18 protein-coding genes are annotated in these 21,104 nt (G+C 64.0%); 10 read left to right on the forward strand and 8 right to left on the reverse strand.

The annotated features are described in order from the left end of the window. The first annotated feature begins 109 nt into the window (after nucleotides 1–109). Nucleotides 110–1,090 carry a Bug family tripartite tricarboxylate transporter substrate binding protein gene (locus WH303_RS01895; RefSeq protein WP_021026664.1) on the forward strand — a complete coding sequence of 327 codons (981 nt, stop codon included), beginning with the start codon at nucleotides 110–112 and terminating at the stop codon, nucleotides 1,088–1,090. Nucleotides 1,091–1,193: 103 nt separating this feature from the next. Here WH303_RS01895 and WH303_RS01900 read toward each other — a convergent pair whose 3' ends face one another. The 3 genes from WH303_RS01900 to WH303_RS01910 all read right to left on the reverse strand — a co-directional run bounded on the left by WH303_RS01900 (nucleotide 1,194) and on the right by WH303_RS01910 (nucleotide 4,202). Then, the gene (locus WH303_RS01900) at nucleotides 1,194–2,231 is read right to left on the reverse strand and encodes a DctP family TRAP transporter solute-binding subunit (RefSeq protein WP_021026663.1); all 1,038 of its coding nucleotides are present in this window, start codon (nucleotides 2,229–2,231) and stop codon (nucleotides 1,194–1,196) included. A 91-nt stretch (nucleotides 2,232–2,322) separates the two neighbouring features. After that, the gene (locus WH303_RS01905; RefSeq protein ID WP_339516540.1) at nucleotides 2,323–3,621 is read right to left on the reverse strand and encodes a TRAP transporter large permease; all 1,299 of its coding nucleotides are present in this window, start codon (nucleotides 3,619–3,621) and stop codon (nucleotides 2,323–2,325) included. Then, entirely contained in the window at nucleotides 3,618–4,202 is a 585-nt protein-coding gene (locus WH303_RS01910) for a TRAP transporter small permease (protein ID WP_021026661.1), read from the reverse strand. The genes WH303_RS01905 and WH303_RS01910 overlap by 4 nt, the downstream gene beginning before the upstream one ends. Before the next feature lie 280 nt (nucleotides 4,203–4,482). Here WH303_RS01910 and WH303_RS01915 point away from each other — a divergent pair, with 280 nt between their 5' ends. The 5 genes from WH303_RS01915 to WH303_RS01935 all read left to right on the forward strand — a co-directional run bounded on the left by WH303_RS01915 (nucleotide 4,483) and on the right by WH303_RS01935 (nucleotide 8,930). Then, nucleotides 4,483–5,421, forward strand: coding sequence for a LysR substrate-binding domain-containing protein (locus tag WH303_RS01915; RefSeq protein ID WP_021026660.1), 939 nt, complete (start codon nucleotides 4,483–4,485; stop codon nucleotides 5,419–5,421). A 294-nt stretch (nucleotides 5,422–5,715) separates the two neighbouring features. Next, nucleotides 5,716–6,615 carry an amino acid ABC transporter substrate-binding protein gene (locus tag WH303_RS01920; RefSeq protein WP_027010849.1) on the forward strand — a complete coding sequence of 300 codons (900 nt, stop codon included), beginning with the start codon at nucleotides 5,716–5,718 and terminating at the stop codon, nucleotides 6,613–6,615. 124 nt (nucleotides 6,616–6,739) lie between these two features. Next, on the forward strand, nucleotides 6,740–7,495 hold the full coding sequence (locus WH303_RS01925) for an amino acid ABC transporter permease (RefSeq protein ID WP_021026658.1): 756 nt from the start codon (nucleotides 6,740–6,742) through the stop codon (nucleotides 7,493–7,495). 1 nt (nucleotide 7,496) lies between these two features. Further along, on the forward strand, nucleotides 7,497–8,168 hold the full coding sequence (locus WH303_RS01930) for an amino acid ABC transporter permease (RefSeq protein ID WP_021026657.1): 672 nt from the start codon (nucleotides 7,497–7,499) through the stop codon (nucleotides 8,166–8,168). Between the two features lie 24 nt (nucleotides 8,169–8,192). Beyond that, on the forward strand, nucleotides 8,193–8,930 hold the full coding sequence (locus WH303_RS01935) for an amino acid ABC transporter ATP-binding protein (RefSeq protein WP_021026656.1): 738 nt from the start codon (nucleotides 8,193–8,195) through the stop codon (nucleotides 8,928–8,930). A 181-nt stretch (nucleotides 8,931–9,111) separates the two neighbouring features. Here the strand turns inward: WH303_RS01935 and WH303_RS01940 are convergent, their stop codons facing one another. Then, nucleotides 9,112–10,017 (reverse strand): amino acid ABC transporter substrate-binding protein, encoded by a 906-nt coding sequence (locus WH303_RS01940; RefSeq protein WP_021026655.1) that lies wholly within the window; start codon nucleotides 10,015–10,017, stop codon nucleotides 9,112–9,114. Between the two features lie 153 nt (nucleotides 10,018–10,170). Here WH303_RS01940 and pyrC point away from each other — a divergent pair, with 153 nt between their 5' ends. The 4 genes from pyrC to WH303_RS01960 all read left to right on the forward strand — a co-directional run bounded on the left by pyrC (nucleotide 10,171) and on the right by WH303_RS01960 (nucleotide 13,547). Further along, a complete protein-coding gene (pyrC, locus tag WH303_RS01945) occupies nucleotides 10,171–11,214 on the forward strand; it encodes a dihydroorotase (RefSeq protein ID WP_339516548.1) in 1,044 nt (347 codons plus the stop codon). A gap of 20 nt (nucleotides 11,215–11,234) precedes the next feature. Next, nucleotides 11,235–12,023, forward strand: coding sequence for a DUF3025 domain-containing protein (locus WH303_RS01950; RefSeq protein ID WP_339516550.1), 789 nt, complete (start codon nucleotides 11,235–11,237; stop codon nucleotides 12,021–12,023). A 100-nt stretch (nucleotides 12,024–12,123) separates the two neighbouring features. Beyond that, complete coding sequence (htpX, locus tag WH303_RS01955; RefSeq protein ID WP_021026652.1) at nucleotides 12,124–13,002, forward strand: protease HtpX; 879 nt, start codon at nucleotides 12,124–12,126, stop codon at nucleotides 13,000–13,002. Between the two features lie 182 nt (nucleotides 13,003–13,184). Continuing rightward, a complete protein-coding gene (locus tag WH303_RS01960; RefSeq protein WP_027010847.1) occupies nucleotides 13,185–13,547 on the forward strand; it encodes a YXWGXW repeat-containing protein in 363 nt (120 codons plus the stop codon). Between the two features lie 96 nt (nucleotides 13,548–13,643). Here the strand turns inward: WH303_RS01960 and WH303_RS01965 are convergent, their stop codons facing one another. From WH303_RS01965 to sbcD, 4 genes are all read right to left on the reverse strand, one after another. Beyond that, entirely contained in the window at nucleotides 13,644–14,216 is a 573-nt protein-coding gene (locus WH303_RS01965) for a hypothetical protein (RefSeq protein WP_339516553.1), read from the reverse strand. A gap of 261 nt (nucleotides 14,217–14,477) precedes the next feature. Beyond that, complete coding sequence (locus tag WH303_RS01970) at nucleotides 14,478–16,256, reverse strand: NAD(P)/FAD-dependent oxidoreductase (protein WP_339516554.1); 1,779 nt, start codon at nucleotides 16,254–16,256, stop codon at nucleotides 14,478–14,480. Nucleotides 16,257–16,374: 118 nt separating this feature from the next. Further along, nucleotides 16,375–19,821: an AAA family ATPase gene (locus WH303_RS01975; RefSeq protein ID WP_339516555.1), complete on the reverse strand. Its 3,447-nt coding sequence runs from the start codon at nucleotides 19,819–19,821 to the stop codon at nucleotides 16,375–16,377. After that, the gene (gene sbcD, locus WH303_RS01980) at nucleotides 19,818–21,056 is read right to left on the reverse strand and encodes an exonuclease subunit SbcD (protein ID WP_339516556.1); all 1,239 of its coding nucleotides are present in this window, start codon (nucleotides 21,054–21,056) and stop codon (nucleotides 19,818–19,820) included. Before sbcD ends, WH303_RS01975 begins: the two co-directional genes overlap by 4 nt. Nucleotides 21,057–21,104 lie beyond the last annotated feature (48 nt).

Genomic DNA, 21,104 nt, shown 5'->3' on the forward strand with positions numbered 1-21,104 from the left:
TGCCGCGATAGCGCCTGCGAATGGTGGCATTGCTGGCAAGTATTAGACAGCCCGCGCCGTGCTGCCCACAATGGGCCGACAACAATGGGACAGACACAGGAGACATTGCATGGACACGATTGCGCGCCGCCATTTCCTCACCACCCTTGCCGCCGCTGCGGGCGCCGCCAGCGTGCCCCAGTGGGCCCAGGCGCAAGCGGCCTACCCCCACAAACCCGTGCGCGTGATCGTGCCGTTTGCCGCAGGCGGTACCACCGATGTGGTGGCCCGGCTGGTGATGCAAAAGATGGGCGAGCTGATGAAGGCCTCCTTTGTCATCGACAACCGGGGCGGCGCCAATGGCATGATCGGCACAGGTGAAGTGGCCCGTGCCCAGGCCGATGGCTACACCTTGCTGTTCAATACCGCCGGCGCCCAGACGCTGAGCCCGGTGATCTACAAGGCGCCCTATGAGGCGGCCGCCAGCTTTGCGCCGGTGGCCAAGGTCTGCTCGGTGGGCTTCATCATCATTGCCCGCAAGGATTTGCCCGCCAACACGCTGCAAGAGCTGATTGCGCTGGCGCAAAACAAGGACAAGCCGCTGACGGCCTCGTCGGGCAGCGCCATCATCAACCTGATCACCGAGCAGTTCAAGCAGGTGATCAAGGCGCCGCAGATCATCAATGCGCAGTACAAGGGCACCAGCCCGCAGATGCAGGCCGTCGTGTCCGGCGAGGTGGATTTCTCGTTTGACTCCTTTGCCGCCGTCGAGATGATCAAGGCCGGCAAGGTCAAGGCGCTGGCCGTCGTGCTGCCCCAGCGCGCCGCGTCCTTCCCCGATGTGCCGACCTTGGTCGAGCTGGGTGTCAAGGACATGGAGTTCAGCTCCTGGGCCGGTCTGCTCGCGCCCAAGGGCACGCCCAAGGAGATCGTCGCCGCCCTGTCGCAGAACATCGACAAGGTCATGCAGATGCCCGATGTGCTGGCCAAGCTCAAGCAGTACGACTACATCCCGGTAAAGACCAGCCCCGAGAGCTTTGCGCAGGAGATCCAGGCCGAGACCGACCGCTGGAAGCAGGTGGTCAAGACGACGGGCTTCAAGATCGAATAAACACAGCGGCGTTAGCGCCAGTGCGCAGGGGTGCTCTGTCGCAGCGCCCACAAAAAAACCACCGGCGCAACGCCGGTGGTTTTGCGTTTGGAGGGGGCAGTTCTTACTGCTTGCGGGCAGCAATCGCCTTCTCGGCAGCAGTCACCAGGTCGGCGCCCACTTGCTGCTTCCACTTGTCATAGACCGGGCGGGTGGCCTTCACAAAAGCCTCGCGCTCGGCAGCGCTGAGCTCAGTGACGGTAACGCCATTGGCGCTCAGCTCTTTGACCAGGGGCTTGTCCGCCTCGATCATGCCTTTGCGGGCGATGGCGATCTCTTCCTGGCCGGCTTCGATGGCGGCCTGGCGCACGATGTCCTGGTCGGCCTTGCTCCAGCTCGCCCAGATGTCTTTGTTCACGACAAAGATCAGCGGGTCATTGATGTAGCCCCAGAGGGTCAGGTACTTCTGGCCCACGGTGTTGAGCTTGGCCGCCTGGTAGACGGCCACCGGGTTCTCCTGGCCGTCGACCGCGCCGCTGGCCATCGCCGGCTGGGCATCGGCCCAGCTCATCTGCGTGGGGTTGGCGCCCAGTGCGCTGAAGGTGTCGACAAACAGCGGCGAGCCGACCACGCGGATCTTGAGGCCCTTCATGTCGGCAGGGGTCTTGATCGCGTGTTTGGAGTTGGAGATTTCGCGGTAGCCGTTCTCCCCCCAGGCCAGCGGCACGACGCCAGCCTTTTCCAGACGGGCAAACAGGCGCTTGCCCGGCTCGCCCTGGGTCAGCGCATCGGCTGCAGCATAGTCGGGCATCAGAAACGGCAGCGCAAACAGGTTCAGCTCCTTGATTTGGGGCGACCAGTTCAAGGTGGAGCCAACGGCCATGTCGATCACGCCCTGGCGCAGCGCCGAGAACTCGCGCGTCTGGTCGCCCTGCACCAGCGACACCCCTGGGTAGAGCTTGATGTTGATGCGGCCCTGCGTGCGCTCGCGCACCTTGTTGGCCCAGATTTCGCCGCCCTTGCCCCAGGGGAAGGCCGTGCCCAGCACCAGCGACATGCGGTACTCGCTTTTGTAGTTGCTCTGGGCCTGCACGGCGGGTGCGGCAAAGCTCAGCGCCGCAGCAGCAGCCAAGGCAGTGGCAAGGAATTGACGGGTTTTCATGGTGTTGTCTCCGGGTGGTTCAAGGGGAAATCTTTGCAAATCCAGGATGCCGGATGCAGGGCTGTGCGCCTGTACCCGGCCCGGGCTCCAATCAGTAGCCGAGCTTGGCGGGCAGCCACAGTGCGAGTTGCGGGAAGGCAATGACCAGCACCATCACGCAGAACATCGCAAACAGCATCCAGCCGACCCAGCGCACGGTCGATTCCATGCGCACGCCGGCAATGCGGCAGCTGACCATCAGGTTCACCGCCAGCGGCGGGGTGAACTGGCCCAGCGCCACCTTCAGGGTCAGGATCACGCCAAACCAGACGGGGTCCCAGTGGTAGTGCTGCATGATGGGCATCAACAGCGGCACAAAGATCAGGAAGATGGAGATGCCGTCGAGGAACATGCCCACGGTGATCAGCATCAGGATCAGCAGGGCCATCACGCCCCATTCGCCCAGGCCCGAGTTGACGATGGCCGTGGTGATCGGGTCGATCACGCCCAGGGTCGACAGCGAGAACGCGAAGATGCCGGCCAGCGAGACGACGATCAGGATCACGGCCGACAGCTCACCGGCCTCGCGCAGGATGGGGAACAGATCGCGCACACCGATGGTGCGGTGCACGACCATGCCGACGAAGAGGCCGTAGAACACGGCGACCACGGCCGCTTCGGTCGGCGTGAACCAGCCCATGCGCATGCCGCCCAGGATCAGCACCGGCGCGGCCAGGCCCCAGGCCGCTTCGCGCAGGCTCTTCCAGAATTCGGGGCGGGGCAGGCTCGCTTCCAGCGCGCCCATCTTGTGCTTGCGCGACATCCAGACCGCCGGCACGATCAGCGCCAGGCCCGCCAGAATGCCCGGGATCATGCCCGCGGCAAACAGCGCAGGCACCGAGGCACCGGGCACCAGCACCGAGTAGATGATGAAGGCCACCGACGGCGGGATCAGGATATCGGTGGCAGCAGCGGCCCCGACCACGCTGGCCGAGAAGCTGCTGGGGTAGCCGGCACGGCTCATCGCGGCAATCATCACGCCGCCCACGGCTGCCGCATTGGCGGGGCCCGAGCCCGAGATGCCGCCCAGGAACATGGCCACGGCAATGGCCACCAGCGGCAGCATGCCCGGGCCGCGCCCGACGATGGCAATGGCAAAGTTGACCAGCCGCAGCGCCACGCCGGAGCGGTCGAAGATCGAGCCCACCAGCACGAACATCGGAATGGCCAGCAGCGGGTACTTGCCCAGGCCGGCATAGAAGTTCTGCGGAATGGCCAGCAGGCCAAACCACTGCGCATCGGCATTGGCCAGCGCAATGGCCACGGCGCCGGCCAGGCCCAGCGCGGCGCCAATGGGCACGCCCAGCAGCATCAGCGCGATAAAGCCGATAAAGAGCAGGGTGGCAATCATGCGCGCTCCTTGGCGGCGGCATCGCTGCCTTCGGAGTAGACATGGGCAAAGCTGGCCCGGCCCTGGCGCAGGAACAGGCCCAGCGCGCGCAAGGTGATCAACGCCGAGAACACCGGCAGCCAGATGGAGTACCACCACTGGGGCACGCCAATGCCGGGCGAGGTCTCCTCATAGCGGTAGTCGTCAACCACCACGCGGATGCTGAGCACGCAGATCAGCGCAAACAGCAGCGCCACCGTCAAGGCGCCAAAACGGGCAAAGGCCTTGCGCCGGCGCGCGTCGCCGCGCTCGGCAAAGTACTCGATGCGGATATGCAGGTTGCGCGCCACTGCGGCCGACCCGGCCACCATGGCCAGCAAGATCATCAGGAACACCGAGATCTCCTCGGTCCAGGCAAAGGAGCCATCGGTGAAATAGCGCACGATGACGTTGCCAAAGGTGATGAGCGCCAGCAGCGCCATGATGAGGACCGTGAGCCAGTCTTCCAGCCACAGCCCTTTGGCTGGGGCGGGCTCGCTGGGGAGCGTGGTGGAGGCGTCAGCGCTGCTGCCGCCCGAGGAATGAGGGGAGGGTGATGCCATAACAACCGGTCGCGAGAGGGCTCGGCAGAGCCAAGGGTGAATGCGGAAAACACAAACCGCCTTGTGGGCGGACCATCGGTATCGGATAGATTGGTATCTGCGGCAGCGCCGCGCCTGGCGGGTAGGCCAGTGGGGCCCGATTATGGCCTTGATCGGAGGGCTTGCAAGCCATCCATTTCCCGGGGATGGAGCGCTGCAGTCGCCTGCGTTGCGGGCGCCGGCTCGGCATCGGGCCTGCCCACTTGCAGCGGATTGCCATTGGCGTGTGGATAATGCGCGGATGGAAACCAAGTGGCTTGAAGATTTTGTGAGTCTGGCGGAGACGCGTAGTTTCAGCCGGTCGGCGCAGTTGCGCCATGTCACCCAGCCGGCATTCTCTCGGCGGATTCAGGCGCTGGAGTCCTGGGCGGGGGCCGATCTGGTGGACCGCAGCTCCTACCCGACGCGGCTCACACCTGCGGGCAAGACGCTGTACAACCAGGCCATCGAGATCCTGCAGGCGGTGCAGAGCACGCGCGCGATGCTGCGGGTGCACTCGTCCTCGGGCAAGGACATCATTGATTTTGCCGTTCCCCATACGCTGGCGTTTACCTTCTTCCCCACCTGGGTGTCGGGCCTGCGCAATGACTTTGGCCTGTTCAAGAGCCGCTTGATCGCGCTCAATGTGCACGACGCGGTGATGCGCTTGGTCGAAGGCGGCTGCGACCTGCTGATTGCCTACCACCATGAGTCCCAGCCCATCCAGCTGGACCCGCAGCGCTATGAAATGGTGAGCCTGGGCCGCGAGGTGATGGCGCCCTATTGCAAGCCCGGGCTCGATGGCCTGCCGCTGTTCCTGCTGCCCGGCGCGGCGGACGTGCCGCTGCCATTCCTGGGCTATGCGCCCGGGGCCTACCTCAGCCGCGTCACGGACCTGGCCCTCAAGCAGGCGCCCGAGCCCGCGTATCTGGACCGCGTCTACGAGACCGACATGGCCGAAGGGCTCAAGGCCATGGCGATGGAAGGACATGGCCTGGCCTTTTTGCCGCAAAGCGCTGCCAAAAAGGAGCTCAAGGCCAAGAAGCTGGTGCGTGCCGACTACCCGAGCTCGGCCCAGTGGGAAGTGGCAATGGATGTGCGCGCCTACCGCGAAAAGCCCCAGTCCAGCGATGCCGTCAAGACCGGCGCCCAGGCGCTGTGGGACTACCTTGTCTCGCGCAACACTGCACATAATTCATGACATCTATAAGAATATAGATGTGTTGGATTTGCAGGGTAATTTCTAATATGCGGCTTAAATTTTCTGTGCAATGCTTGCGGATTGCTCGTGTTGCAGTTGGTTAGATGTACGCGATTTGTTCGAAAAAGGCTATGAATTGTTAGAAATTCATTGGTAATTTTCCGGATAATTGCATTGCTCAGTCTGCTGGCATTATCTGGACGGACTGCACAATACGTAGCGTGTCAGTTGTCGCTTTGGCGTCTGTTGAGGCCCATAGTCGACCACTTAATTGATTTATCTGGAGGTCTGATGATGAAGAAACATTTGCTGGCTTTTGCGGTCGCAGCGGTTGCTGCAGGTAGCGCGTTTGCGCAAGCGGGCGATACGCTGGCCAAGATCAAGTCGTCTGGCAGCATCACCTTGGGTGTGCGCGAGTCTTCGGGCCTGGGCTACACGCTGGGTAACGGCAAGTATGTTGGCTTCCACACCGAAATGGCTGAGAACGTGGTGAGCGATCTGCAAAAGCAGCTGGGCCTGGCCAAGCTGGAGATCAAGTACCAGCCCGTGACCTCGCAAAACCGCGTGCCTCTGGTGCAAAACGGTACCGTGGATCTGGAATGCGGCTCCACCACCAACAACCAGGCGCGCCAAAAGGATGCTGCTTTCGCCTTCACCACCTACGTGGAAGAAGTGCGCATTGCTGTGAAGGCCAACTCCGGCATCACCGGCATCAAGGACCTCAACGGCAAGACCCTGGTGACCACGACCGGTACCACGTCGGTGCAGACCCTGCGCAAGAACAAGCGCGCTGACGGCCTGACCTTCAAGGAAGTCATGGGCAAGGACCACGCTGACAGCTTCCTGATGCTGGAGTCCGGCCGCGCCGACGCCTTCGTCATGGACGGCTCCATCCTGGCCGCCAATATCTCCAAGTCCAAGAACCCTGCTGACTACAAGGTCGTCGGCGAAGTGCTGTCGGTCGAGCCGATTGCCTGCATGCTGCGCAAGGACGACACCGCCTTCAAGAAGGCTGTGGACGACTCCATCGTGCGCCAGATCAAGGATGGCTCGCTCGAGAAGCTGTACGACAAGTGGTTCATGCAACCTATCCCTCCTAACAACGTGAAGGTGGGTCTGCCTCTGTCGGCTGCAACCAAGGATGCTTGGGCGAACCCCAACGACAAGCCGATGGAAGCCTACGAAGTCAAGTAAGCACACCATTTAGGTACCGCCCTTCCAGCCTGCGGTTTGGGGGGGCGTTTTTGTTGGTACTGGTTTCTGTCAGTTGCGGCCAGGCACCAAACATTGCTACAAAGACAAAAAAAGAGGTAGTCCTATGAATTGGGATTGGCAAGTATTTTGTGAAGACACGATTGAGCGCCAGGTCGTGCAGGGCTGTTTCGGTAAAAACGGCGATGTCACGTATCTGGACTGGTTGTTGTCTGCGTGGGGATGGACTATCTCCGTTTCCCTGTGTGCGCTGGTGATCGCCCTGGTCGTCGGCTCCATCATCGGTACCCTGCGTACCCTGCCTGACCGGCCCTGGACGGTGCGCCTGGGCAATGCCTGGGTCGAGCTGTTCCGCAACATCCCGCTGCTGGTGCAAATTTTCCTGTGGTACCACGTCGTGCCCGCCATCTTCCCCGCACTCAAGCAAGTGCCTGGGTTCTTGCTGGTGGTGCTGGCGCTGGGCTTTTTCACTTCGGCGCGTATTGCCGAGCAGCTGCGTGCCGGTATCTTGGCGCTGCCCCGTGGCCAGCGTTATGCAGGTATGGCGCTGGGTTTCACGACCTTCCAGTACTACCGCTATGTGCTGCTGCCCATGGCCTACCGCATCATCATTCCGCCGCTGACCAGCGAGTCGATGAACATCTTCAAGAACTCGTCCGTGGCGTTTGCCGTGTCGGTGGCCGAGCTGACCTTGTTCGCGATGCAGGCGCAAGAGGAAACCTCTCGCGGCATCGAGGTCTACCTGGCGGTGACCGCGCTGTACATGATCTCGGCATTCGTGATCAACCGCATCATGGCCTTCATTGAAAAGAAGAGCCGCATCCCGGGCTTTATCGCCGCTGGCGGCTCCGGAGGTCACTGAGATGAATTTGAATCTTGATTTTTCGTTCTACAACTGGGACCTGATCCAGAACTTCATCATCAAGGGTCTGGTGTTCAGCGTGATGCTGACCATCGTCGCAACCCTGGGTGGTATCTTCTTTGGCACCTTGCTGGCGCTGATGCGCCTGTCGGGCAAGAAGATCCTGGTGGTGCCGGCCACCATCTATGTCAACGGCATGCGTTCGGTGCCGCTGGTGATGGTGATTCTGTGGTTCTTCCTGCTGGTGCCTTTGCTGATCGGCAAGCCCATCGGGGCGGAGATGTCAGCGGTCATCACCTTCGTGGCGTTCGAGGCCGCGTACTTCTCCGAGATCATGCGCGCCGGTATCCAGTCCATTCCGCGTGGCCAGGTGTATGCCGGACAGGCCGTGGGCATGACCTATGGCCAGAACATGCGTCTGGTGGTGCTGCCCCAGGCTTTCCGCAACATGCTGCCGGTTCTGCTGACGCAGACCATCATCTTGTTCCAGGATACGTCGCTGGTTTATGCCATCGGCGCCTACGACATGCTCAAGGGCTTTGAGGTGGCAGGCAAGAATTTCGGCCGTCCGGTCGAGGCCTATCTGGCCGCAGCTGTGCTGTACTTCATCATCTGCTTTACGCTGTCGTGGTTCGTCAAGCGTTTGCACAAGAAGATCGCCATCATTCGCTGATGCGGCAATACAAAGGATATCCAAATGATTGAAATGAAGAATGTCTCCAAGTGGTATGGCAGCTTCCAGGTGCTCAACGACTGCTCCACCAGCATCTCCAAGGGTGAGGTGGTGGTTGTCTGTGGTCCTTCGGGCTCGGGCAAGTCGACCTTGATCAAGACAATCAATGCGCTCGAACCCATCCAGAAGGGCGAGATCTGGGTCAATGGCACGGCCATCCACGATCCCAAGACCGACCTGCCCAAGCTGCGCAGCACCGTGGGCATGGTGTTCCAGCATTTCGAGCTGTTCCCCCACCTGTCGGTGACCGAGAACCTGACCATCGCCCAGATCAAGGTGCTGGGCCGCAGCGCAGACGACGCCAAGGCCCGTGGCCTGAAGATGCTCGACCGCGTGGGCCTGATGGCGCACAAGGACAAGTTCCCAGGCCAGCTCTCGGGCGGCCAGCAGCAGCGCGTGGCCATCGCCCGTGCGCTGTCGATGGACCCTTCGGTGATGCTGTTTGACGAACCCACCTCGGCGCTGGACCCTGAAATGGTTGGCGAAGTGCTGGACGTGATGATCGGCCTGGCCCACGAAGGCATGACCATGATGTGCGTGACGCACGAAATGGGCTTTGCCAAGAAGGTTGCCAGCCGCGTGATCTTCATGGACGTGGGCGGAAAGATCCTGGAGGACTGCTCCAAGGAAGACTTCTTCGGCAACCCCGATGCGCGCCAGCCCCGTACCAAGGACTTCCTGGGCAAGATCCTGCAGCACTGATTGCAGCGCAGCTCGCACACGACCATGGCCGCTGATGCGGCCATTTTTTATGGGTGGATGGTTGGATAGGGGAGGGGGCTTGTCCGCCATGGACAGGCGGATGCCCTGGGGCTGGACGACGCGCGCTGTGGGTTAGCGCGGTGTCAGGAGGCTAGGGCCGCAGAATGCGGCCCCGGAAGCATCAGTTGTCGAACTTGTCGCTGGGGAAGCGCAGCATGTCGGTGAGCAGGTAGGACATCGGCACATTCAGTGCAAAGCTCTTGCCCGGCAGCGGCGACTCGAACCACTTCTTGTACAGGCGCGTGATCTCGAAGTTCTGCGACAGCACGCGCATCTCGGCATCGAACACCTTCTTCATGCGCACATCGGTGTCGCGCATCATCAGCGACAGCGGCTCGATCGACATCAGCTTGCCGATCAGCTTGACCTGCTCGGGCTTGTCCGACTGCGCGCGGTGGGCAGCGAGCAGAATATCGTCCATCAGCCAGGCATCGGCCGTGCCCGCTTGCACGGCCTTGAAGCAGGCGTCATGGGTGAGGCACTCGCTGTGCTGGATCTTGAGGCCGTTGACGGCCACGCGGCGCTCGAGCACCTGCAGCGAGGTGGTGCCCTTGGTGGTGATCACGCGCTTGCCCGAGAGGTCATCGACATCGTTGATGCCGCTGTCGGACTTGACCAGCATGCGCACGCCAGCGATGTAGTAGGGCAGGCTGAAGGACACATGCTTGCTCTCGCGCCGGTCCTTGGTGTTGGTGGTGTTGCTGCAATCGACATCGATGGCACCGCTGGCCAGATCGGTAAAGCGCGTCTGGCCGTTGATGGCGCGGTACTGGATATCGAGCTTGGCCAGGCCCATGCTCTGCTGCAGCTTGGCGATCAGCGCCTGGCAGATGTCGATGGCGTAGCCGACCGGTTTCTTGGTCTCTCCCATCTCGTAGGCAAAAGGCAGGCCGTCGGGGCGGTAGCCCACGGTGATGCGCTGCGACTCCCGGATCTTGTCCCAGCTGTCGGGCAAAGGGGTCTGAGCCAGGCTGCTGCTGGCAAGGCACAGCAGCACAGCGCCGCGAAAAATATGGTTTAGCCACATGTTGCACAGTCCTTGATTAAGAAATCCTACAGTCACCTATGATACGCATAGAGACTGTGTACTCTATGGGCACCTACCCTTAACATTGAGTTACTTTTGTCCAATGCTCGGGGACTGTGATGACGCCCGCATGACCGGTGCGACAATGGCGGGATGAGCACCGCACCCTCCTCCATCAGCATCATCCGACCCGACGATTGGCACATCCATCTGCGCGATGACGCCGCCCTGGCCACCACGGTGGCCCATGCCGCGCGGCAATTTGCCCGTGCCATCGTCATGCCCAACCTCAAGCCCCCGGTCACGACCGCTGAGCTGGCGCTGGCCTACAAGGCGCGCATTGTGGGGGCCATTCCGCAGGGCCTGCAGTTCGAGCCGCTGATGACCCTGTACCTGACGGACAAGCTCGCTCCCGAGGAGATCGTGCGCGCCAAGGCAGCCGGTGTCGTGGCCTGCAAGCTCTATCCCGCGGGTGCCACCACCAACAGCGACCATGGCGTGACCGATATCCGCAAGATCTACCCGACCCTGGAGGCGATGCAGCGCGAAGGCATGCTGCTCTTGGTGCACGGTGAGGTGACCGGCAGCGAGGTCGACCTGTTTGACCGGGAAGCGGCCTTTATCGACCAGCACATGGTGCCGCTGCGCCGCGATTTCCCCGAGCTGAAAATCGTGTTCGAGCACATCACCACGCGCGAAGCGGCCCAGTACGTGACCGAGACTGACCGCTTTGTTGGCGCCACGATCACGCCCCAGCATCTGCTGTTCAACCGCAACGCGATCTTTACCGGTGGCATTCGCCCGCACTACTACTGCCTGCCCGTGCTCAAGCGCGAGGAGCACCGCCTGGCGCTGGTGCAGGCCGCCACCAGCGGCAACCCCAAGTTCTTCCTGGGCACCGACAGCGCCCCGCATGCCGCCCAGCTGAAGGAACACGCCACCGGCTGTGCCGGCTGCTACAGCGCCCATGCTGCCATCGAGATGTATGCCGAGGCCTTTGACAAGGCGGGCGCGCTCGACAAGCTGGAGGGCTTTGCCAGCCTGCACGGTGCGGACTTCTACGGCCTGCCGCGCAATACCGACCGCATCACCTTGCTGCGCGAATCCTGGACCCCGCCCGAGTCCTACCCCTTTGGCCAGGCGGACTTGAAGCCGCTGCGCTCGGGCGAAGCGCTGCCCTGGAAGCTGGCCGACTGAGCGTTTTGATCATTTGATGCGTGGATAAGCGCGAGGCCACTGCACCCGACCGGCCCGCGCCCGGCTGGTCGTCGCTGGACTGGCAGGCGCCCTGGCTGCAGCCCTACCGGGCGCTGGGCCTGCAGATCCGCGCGCTGGATGCTCAGGGCCTGGCCATGCCCGATCTGCTCAACCGCCTGGGCGATTGCGGCCGGCGCTTTGTGCCGCAGTCGGCGCTGCCTGCGGGCGAGGCCTATGAAAGCTTTATCGCCCGCAGCGGCTGCGTGCCCACCCGTGAACATATGCACGACGGGCTCAATGGCCTGGTCTGGCAGCGCTTTGCGCGCAGCAAGGCGCGGCTCAATGCCTTGCAGGCCCAGGCCATTGTGCAAGCGGGCGGCGTCGGTGCCAGCCGGGGCCCTTTGCGCGATGCGCTGACCCTGTTCGACGAAAACGGCGCCGTGCTGCTGGCGCCCGATGCGCTGTGGCAGGCGCTGCAGCAGCGCCAATGGCAGCGGCTCTTTGTCGAGCTGCGGCCGCTGTGGCAGCAGGCACAGCTCATCGTCATCGGCCATGCGCTGCTGGAAAAGCTCATGGCCCCCAGAAAACCAATCACCGCGCATGTTTTTTGCCCGCCGCAGCGCTTGCCGATGGTGGACAATATCGACGCGGTCATCGCCGATTCTCTGGACGCTGCGCACCTGGCGGGTAAGCCCTTTACGCCCTTGCCGGTGCTGGGCGTTCCGGGATGGTGCCAGGAAAACCAGCATGTTTCCTTCTACGATGACCCAGACGTATTTCGCTCGGCCCGACGGCCACAAATATCATAAGCACCCGCCGTCGCCATAAAGTGGAGGTAAGGTCTTGAATTCGCAAGACATTGCCCCCAGCTATCGAGCACTGTGTTCCCCTCCTTGGAGAATCGACCCCATGAAACGAATGTTCCTTTTTCTGGCGACCAACATCGCCGTGGTTGTGGTGCTGGGCATTGTTGCCAGCCTGCTCGGTGTCAACCGCTACCTGACTGCCAATGGCCTGAACCTCGGGGCTTTGCTCGGCTTTGCCTTCATCATGGGTTTTGGCGGCGCCATCATCTCCTTGCTGATGAGCAAGCCCATCGCCAAGATGAGCATGGGCGTCAAGATCATCAACCAGCCCCAAAGCGCTGACGAGGCCTGGATTGTCGAGACCGTGCGTCGCTTCTCCGACCAGGCTGGCATCCAGATGCCCGAGGTCGGTATCTATGAGGGCGAGGCCAACGCGTTTGCGACGGGCGCCTTCAAGAACTCGGCCCTGGTGGCCGTCTCGACCGGGCTGCTGCAAGGCATGACCCGCGAAGAGGTCGAGGCCGTCATCGGCCACGAGGTGGCCCACGTGGCCAATGGCGACATGGTCACGATGGCGCTGATCCAGGGCGTGATGAACACCTTTGTGGTCTTTCTCTCGCGCGTTATCGGCTATGCGGTGGATTCCTTCCTGCGCCGCAATGACGAGCAGAACTCGGGCCCCGGCATTGGCTACATGATCACCACCATCGTGCTCGATATCGTCTTTGGCTTCCTGGCCGCCATCATCGTGGCCTGGTTCTCGCGCCAGCGCGAGTTCCGCGCCGATGCCGGTGCCGCGCGCCTGATGGGCCGCAAGCAGCCGATGATCAATGCCTTGCACCGCCTCGGTGGCATGCACCCCGGCACCCTGCCGCAAAGCATGCAGGCCATGGGCATCACCGGTGGCCTGGGCAAGCTGTTCAGCTCGCACCCGCCGATCGAAGAGCGCGTGGCTGCACTGCAAAACAACCAGGTGCAATAAGCCCCGGTTGGCCGCCTCTCAAAAAGCACTGCCTCGGCAGTGCTTTTTTGTGGGCGCCGGGAAAGCGGATCGGCGCGGTGTTGCCAGGGCGCCCCGGCTTTTACCGGCGATTTACGCGCCGCTCACCGGGCGTTAAGCTGGCGCGCCTTCAATGGAGTTCTTGCAATGACTGGAGATACACCATGTCGCATACTCCTTCTTGGCGTTCGGCCGCTTTGTGTGCCGGCGCCCTGGCGGTCGCCACCTTGGTAACCGGCTGCGTTGTCGCGCCAGCCGAGCCCTATGCCTATGGCAATAGCGGGGCCGTGGTCGTGTCCAGCGAAGCGCCGCCTCCCCTGCGTTATGAGCCCGCCCCGGTTGCGGTGGCGCCGGTCGCGACCCAGATCTGGATTGGCGGCTTTTGGGATTGGTACGGTGGCCGCTATGTATGGCGCCAGGGCCATTGGGCATCGCCTCCCCACCGTGGAGACCGCTGGGTGCCCCGTGAATGGGTGCGCAGTCCACATGGCTGGCAAGCCCGTGGCGGGCATTGGGAACGCCGCTAAAGCGCTGGGGCCGCATGGCTGGCCCTTGTTGGTCTCCTGACCCCTCTATCCCCTTACCTGCCTGGGTCCCGCTCGGGGCTTGGGCAACTGCGCCAGTCAGCGCATCGTGTAGTTCAGCTGAAACATCAGCGCCGATTTGCCCAGCACATTGAGCTGACCGCCCCAGTGCTGGTTGTAGTTCCAGCCCACCGCTGGGATGGCGGTGATGCCCCAGCCGTTCTTGTTGTTGAGCGGGATCTTGCGGTGAAACGGGTATTTGTAGCCGTGGATGACGCCGCCGGTCAGCTTGACAAACAGCTGCGGCGTGCCCGACAGCGGCTGGAACTGCCAGCCGTAGTAGCCATACTGGCTGGGCTGGCCAAAGGAATTGCTGAAATAGGCAAAGCCGAGCAGCTGGTGCTCATCGAGCTTTTTCTCGGCATTGATCAGCCACACATATTTGTGCCGCTCGTCATCGGGCTCGAAATCGCGCTCCTTCTTGGCGTTGGAGTAGTGGTGGGTATAGGGCGAATAGCCAAAGCTCCAGCCGGGCAGCACCGCGCTGTCGCTGCCATCCGGGTCGTCCACGCTGGCCGCCCAGGCAGCGCCAGACAGCGCGCACAGCAATCCCGCGCTCAAACCTGCCGCGCCCAGGCGCAGTTGAAGGGTGTGGCGAATCGATCCGGACATGGGCAACCTTCAGCAGCATCAGAACAAGCCAAAATTCTAGGATGGGCTGGCTGCGCTGGGGTCGCGGCTGTGGTGCCTCGGCCTCAAAGGTGTAAGCGGCCGTTTTTTAAGGCTTTTTTAAGCGGGTGAGCGGTCCATTTTTGGCGCTCAGTGGTCACCTGACTGCCGGCCGAGCGCTGGGTTCGGCCCGTGTGTCAGCAGCATCCCATCCCGCCATCTGGCGCCACAACGCGCCATGGCGAGAGGGCATGCCAGCGAGACTTACAAAGCGCCGCCCGAGCCGCGCGAGCCCGACGACGGCACGGCCAGCCCCAAAATGGCGCAGGCCACCGCCTCACCGACCTTGATGCCATCCACCCCCGCCGACAGAATGCCACCCGCATAGCTGGCGCCTTCCCCGGCGGGGTACAGGCCGCGCGTGTTGTCGCTCTGAAAATCAGCGCCCCGGCCGATTTTGACGGGCGACGAGGTGCGGGTCTCGACGCCGGTCAGGATCGCATCGCGCATGTCATAGCCACGGATCTTCTTGCCAAAGGCGGGCAGGGCCTCGCGCATGGCTTCGATCGCGTAGGCCGGCAGGGCCTGGTGCAGGTCGCCCAGCGTGATGCCGGGCTTGTACGAGGGCTCTACGTTGCCAAAGGCGGTGGACGGCGTGCCGGCGACAAAATCGCCCACCAGCTGGCCGGGGGCGCTGTAGTTCTGGCCGCCCAGCACGTAGGCCTTGGACTCCAGCTGGCGCTGAAGCACGATACCCGACAGCGGATGGAAGGCACCCGGCGTCTGCGCCTCCACGCCATAGGTCTTGCCGCCAAAGGCCCAGGCAAAGCTCTCGGCGTCTTGCGGGTAGTCTTCGGGGCTGATCGCGCAGACCATGCCGGCATTGGCATTGCGCTCGGCGCGCGAGTACTGGCTCATGCCATTGGTCACCACGCGCTCGGGCTCGCTGGTGGCCGCCACCACGGTGCCGCCCGGGCACATGCAAAAGCTGTAGACGGCGCGGCCATTCTTGGCATGGTGCACCAGCTTGTAGTCGGCCGCGCCCAAGAGCGGGTGGCCGGCATCCTTGCCCCAGCGGGCGCGGTCGATGACGCTTTGCGGGTGCTCGATGCGAAAGCCCACCGAGAAGGGCTTGGCCTCCATGGCCACGCCGCGCTCGTAGAACATCGCAAAGGTGTCGCGCGAGCTGTGGCCCAGTGCCATCACCGCGTGGCGCGTGGGCAGGGTGTAGCTCTCGCCACTGACCTGGTCCAGCACCTGCAGGCCGACCAGCTGGCGCGCATCGCCTTCGACCAGCACATCAGTGACCTTTTGCTCAAAGCGGATCTCACCGCCCAGGCGCACGATCTCCTCGCGGATGCCCTCGACCACCTTGACCAGCTTGAAGGTGCCGATATGCGGGTGGGCGGTGAACAGGATCTCCGGCGGCGCGCCGTAGGTAACGAACTCCTGCATCACCTTGCGGCCCAGATGGCGCGGGTCCTTGATCTGGCTGTAGAGCTTGCCGTCCGAGAAGGTGCCGGCGCCGCCTTCGCCAAACTGCACATTCGATTCCGGCGTCAAACGGCGCTTGCGCCACAGGCCCCAGGTGTCCTTGGTGCGCTGGCGCACCGTCTTGCCGCGCTCCAGCACGATGGGCTTGAAACCCATCTGCGCCAGCACCAGCGCCGCAAAAATGCCGCAGGGCCCAAAGCCCACCACCACCGGGCGATCCTGCATATCGGCAGGCGCCTGGCCCACGGGGTGCCAGGACATGTCGGGCGTCGGGTTCACATGCGAGTCTGCCGCGAAGTGCGCGAGCAAGGCCGCTTCCTGCGCGGGATCTGCCAGGCTCACATCGACGATGTAGACCGCCAGCAGCTCGGACTTGCGGGCATCAAAGCTGCGCTTGTGCACCTGCAGCTGGGCAATGGCTGCGGGCTGCAGGCCCAGGCGCTGGGCTGCCAGCTGGCTGAGCGCCTCCTGGGGCGCGTATTCGGTGTGGTTGTCGGGGTGGTAAGGCACCGCCGAGAGGGGGAGTTTGAGTTCTGCGATCCGGATCATGGCTTGTACCTATCAAGCAAGGGCATGGATGGTAGCCGATATGGCCGCTGCAGGGCGGCCGGGCAGGGCGCATCCCCATGGCGCCCTAAGGTAAAAAGCATAGCAAGGGTTCTGCGCTTCAGCCTTGCAGCTCTAAACGCGAATATCCGATTCCCGCCCCCTTCTCCACCCGGATCTGCGCCGGAATGCGCTCCTTGAGCGCCTCCACATGGCTGATGATGCCGATCATCTTGCCGCTGGCGTTCAGCGTATCGAGCGCCGTCAGCGCAACCTCCAAGGTGTCGCCGTCCAGGGTGCCAAAGCCTTCGTCGAGGAACAGCGAATCGATCGAGGTCTTGCTGCTGACCAGGTCCGACAAGGCGAGCGCCAGTGCCAGGCTGACCAAAAAGGCCTCGCCCCCCGACAAGGTGCGGGTATCGCGCGCGACATCGCCTTGCCAGCTGTCGACGATATCGAGCTCCAGCTCGCCAGTGGTCTTGCGCTGCAGCAGGTAGCGGCCATGCAGCCTGGCCAGATGGCCGTTGGCCAAGGCCAGCAAATGGTCCAGGGTCAGGCCCTGGGCAAACTTGCGGAACTTGTCGCCCTTGGCCGATCCGATCAGGCCATCGAGCCGCTGCCACAGCACGCTGTCGCGCTCCTGCGCCGCAATCTGCGCCAGCAAGGCCTGCTGACCCGCGCGGCGCTGCTCGTCATCGGCCAGGCGCGCGCGGTGGGCGCCCATGCGCTCTGCCGTCTGGTTGCGCTCGTCCTCCAGCGCCCGCAATTGCGCCTCCAGCGCCTCGGGTGCCTCCTCCGTCAAGGCCTGGGCCTGCAGTTGCTGGTGCTGCTGCGCTGCCTCCTCGGCCACCGTGCCAGCGCGCTGCAGTGCCAACTGCAAGCCATCACGCTGCTGGCTGAGCCGCTCCAGCGCGTCCGCTGGCAACAGCGCATGCGCAAAGGCCTGCGCATCGGCAAAGGGGCTGGCCTGCAAGCCCTGCTCCCACGCAGACTGGGCCTGCTCCTGGGCCCACTGCCGCTCGGCCAATTGCTGGCCCGCTTGCTGGGCCTGGCCTTGCAGGCTGGCGAGTTCTTGGCGGGTGTCCTCCAGCAGCGCGGCGCAATCGGCCAAGGTGGCGGGCAGCGCCATGGTCGCAGCACTGGTTTGTGCGGGTGCCGGTGCCGGCAGTTGCGCCAGGCGCTGCTGCCATTGCTGGGCCTCTTGCGCGCACTGCTGGGCCTGCTGCTGCTGCAGTGCCAGTTGCTGGGAGGTGGTTTGCAGCTGCGCGCTGTGCTGCTGCCACTGCTGCCATTCCTGCTGGCGGGTCTGCAGCCAGGCATCGTGGCCATCGGCGGGCGGCATCGCCAGGCCCAGTGGAGCCAGGCTGGCTTGCAAGGCGGCCTCGGCCGCGTCTGCCTGGGCCTGCAGCGCTTGCACGGTCTGCGCCAGGCGTTGCTGCAGGCTGCTGTTGTCTTGCTGGGCCTGTTGCAGGCGCGCTTGCGCATGCTGGGCGTCCTGCAGGGTCTGGGCTGCTGCATGCGCGGCATCTTTGGCAGCTTGCAGCGCTTGCTCAGCGGCCTCGGCTGCCGCCAGGGCCTGTTGCAACTGCGCCGCTTGCGCGGCGCTGGCTTGCTGGGCCTCGGCCAATGTGTGCGGCTGCTGCCAGGCAGATGCGGCGACGGGTTGGGCCATGGCTGCGCAGAGTGTCTGCCAGCGCTGTTGCCAGGCGTCCAGCCGCTGCTCGGCGGCTGTTAACTGGGCCTGCAGGCTGGTCTGCTGGCTCAGGGCCGCCGCATGCGCGGCGCCCAGCTGTTCGCCCTGCTGCTGCAGCGCCTCCAGCTCGGCCTGGGCCGCTTGCAGCGCGGCGGCGGTGGCGGTCACATCCAGCGCGGCATAGGCGGCAATGGCAGGGTGCTCCTGCGAACCACAAAGGGGGCAGGCCTCGCCGGGCTGCAGCGCATGGCGGTGCGCTTCCAGGCTTTGGATGCGCTCTTCCTGGGCCAGCAGTTTTTGCTTGTCGCCCACCCGTTCTTTCTGGGCCTTGTACTGGCTGCGCAGTGCGGCCAGCGTGGCCTGCTGCTGGGCCAGCGGTGCCGAGCAGGCCTGCAAGGCATCGCCCAGTTGCTGCGCATCGCGCGCCAGCGGTTGGCGTTGCTCGGCATGCTGCAGCAGTTGCTGCCAGGCTTGCTCGTGCTGCTGCGCCGTCTGCCAGTGGGCGCGCAACTGGCCCAGACTGCCGCCGTGCGGGGCCAGTCGGGTGTGCTGCGCATGCTGCAGCTCGCGCGCCGCAGCATCGGCCTGCTGCTGCACCGCTTGCGCTTGCTGCAGTTTGCTGGCCTGTGCCGCCATCTGTTGCTGTAACGACTGGCCCTGTTGTTGGGCCTGCTGCAACGCGGCCTGCTCTTGGGCCAACTGCCGCTGTTGCTGTTGGCGCTGCGCCAGTTGCTCGCGCCAGCCGCTCAGCTGATCGCCCAGCGTGGCATGGGTTAGGTGCTGCTGCAGCCAGTGCTGCAGATCGCTCTGCTGGGTCTGCAACTGCTGCAGCGCCTGCTCGGCCTGCTGCTGGGCATGCTGCGCCAGCGCGCTGGCATGCTGCTGCAGCTGCCATTGTTGGCGCTGGGCATCGGCCAGGCGGCCCTGCAACTGGGTCTGCTGGGCCTGGCTTGCTGCAGCGGCCGCTTGCGCCTGCTGCCAGCCCGCATGCAGGGGGGCAATCGCCTGTGCGGGTGCATGGGCCTGCAGGCGCTGCAGATCGGGGGCGGCAGCCTGCAGCGCTTGCTGGGCCTGCTGAAGGCGCTCTTGCGCCAGCTGCTGCGCCTGCGCGGCTTGCGCAGTTTGCTGCTGCCAGTGCTGGAGGGTTTGCAGCGCGGCATGGCGCGTCTGCAAAGTGGCCAAGGTGTCTTGCAGTTGCTGGGCCTCGGTCTGCAGCTGCGCGCGCTCGGCCTCGGGCAGCAACTGCATGCCGCCCGCCTGCGCCTGGTCGCGCTCCAGCGCCTGGCGGGCATCGCGGGCGCGCTCAAACACCGCTTGCGATATCTGGCTGTAAATGTCGGTGCCGGTCAGCTCTTCGAGCAGCTCGGCGCGTTCATTGGCACTGGCTTGCAAAAACGCCGCAAACCCGCCCTGGGCCAGCAGCATCGATTTGGTAAAGCGCTGAAAATCCAGTCCGGTGATCTCGGCCATCTGGCGCAGTTTGTCGCTGCTATGCGTGCTCAGGATTACGCCATCGGCCACGCGGGCCAGCTCCACCCGGGGCGCCTGCAGCGCGCCGCTGGCCTTGTCGCGGGCGCGGCGCTGGCTCCAGAAGGCACGGTAGACGGTGCCCTTGACCTCGAACTCCACCTCGGCCATGCAATCTGCCGTGTGGCGCGTCATCAGGTCATTGCTGCTGGCGCTGAGGGTGGCCAGCCGGGGTGTCTGGTGGTAGAGCGCCAGGCAAATCGCATCGAGCAAGGTCGATTTGCCCGCGCCCGTGGGGCCGGTGATCGCAAACAGGCTGTTGTCGGCAAAGGGCGCGGCTGTGAAATCGATGCGCCACTCGCCTTTGAGCGAGTTCAGGTTCTTGAGCCGCAGGCTGCGTATCTTCATGGTGCCTCCCCGCTGGGGTTGGAGAGTGACTGCAGCACGGCCTGGTAGCGTGCGGTCAGCGCCTGCTGCAGCTCGGCGTCCATGGTCTCCAGCGCCAGGCGGCGCTCAAACACCTGGGCCGGTGTCAGTGCATCCAGCGCCTCGACGGCCGGGCCGCTCCACTGCGCAGCCGCCCGCCCGCGCAGCCGTTTGACCCGCAGCAGCTGCAGCGGCAAACCTTCAGCAAGTGTCTGCACGCGCAAGGGCAGGTCGGCCAGGTAGTCGTCTTCTTCGATGCTGATGTCCAGCCAGACCTTTTTGTCGGCCTGGGCCAGCGCACTGGCCTGCTGCAGCGCGGCCGGCAATGCGGCGAGGTTGGTGCGCAGCGCCGCCATGGGCTGGAAGACCGGCACCGGCAAGGCAGTGACCGCCTGCAAGCCCGGCGCTCCCAGGTCAACCAGCAACATCTGTTTGGTCTGGCGCGCCTCGTCAAAGCCCAGCGCGATCGGCGAGCCGCTGTAGCGGATGTGCTCAAGTCCGCCCACCTTTTGCGGCTGGTGGATATGGCCCAGTGCGATGTAGTCCACAGGGGGAAAGGCCTGGGTCGGAAAAGCCTCCAGTGCGCCGACATAGATCTCGCGCACCGATTCGCTGCTGCTGGCACCCACGGTGGTGAGGTGGCCGGTGGCGATGATGGGCAGCTGCCGCCCCAGGCTGGCCTGCAGCGCAGCCTGCTGCTGCAGTGCCGCGTCGTACACCTGCTGGTAGGTCGCCTGAATGGCCTGCTGCAAGGCCATCTGCTTGTCTTGCGCGCTTTGCTCGGCCTGGCTTTGCAGCACATCGCGGGGACGGATAAAGGGCAGCGCGCAGACAATGCAGCCAGGCGAGCCATCGCGCAGCGGCAGGATGCGCACATGCTGCGCGGGCGCGCCGGTCGCGGCAATCACCTGGGTGCCCAGGTGCTGCAGCAGGCCCTGGCTCTCTTCCAGCACCGCAACCGAATCATGGTTGCCACCCAGCACCAGCAGCGCCACACCGGCCTGGTGCAGGCGGGCAATCAGGCGGTTGTAGAGCTCGCGCGCGTAGCTGGGGGGCGCGCCGGTGTCAAAAATATCGCCTGCGATCAGCACCGCATCGGCGGCTTGCGCCGTCACCTGCTCCAGCAGCCAGTCGATCAGCGCGCTGTGCTCTGCCTGGCGGCTTTGGCCCATGAAATGCTGGCCCAGGTGCCAGTCCGAGGTGTGAATGATGCGCATGGTCGGGGGAGGGGGATGGAGAGATCGCGGGAACCCTGTCGATGGTAG

The sequence above is a fragment of the Comamonas sp. MYb69 genome (assembly GCF_037479315.1).
GTDB lineage: Bacteria > Pseudomonadota > Gammaproteobacteria > Burkholderiales > Burkholderiaceae_C > Comamonas.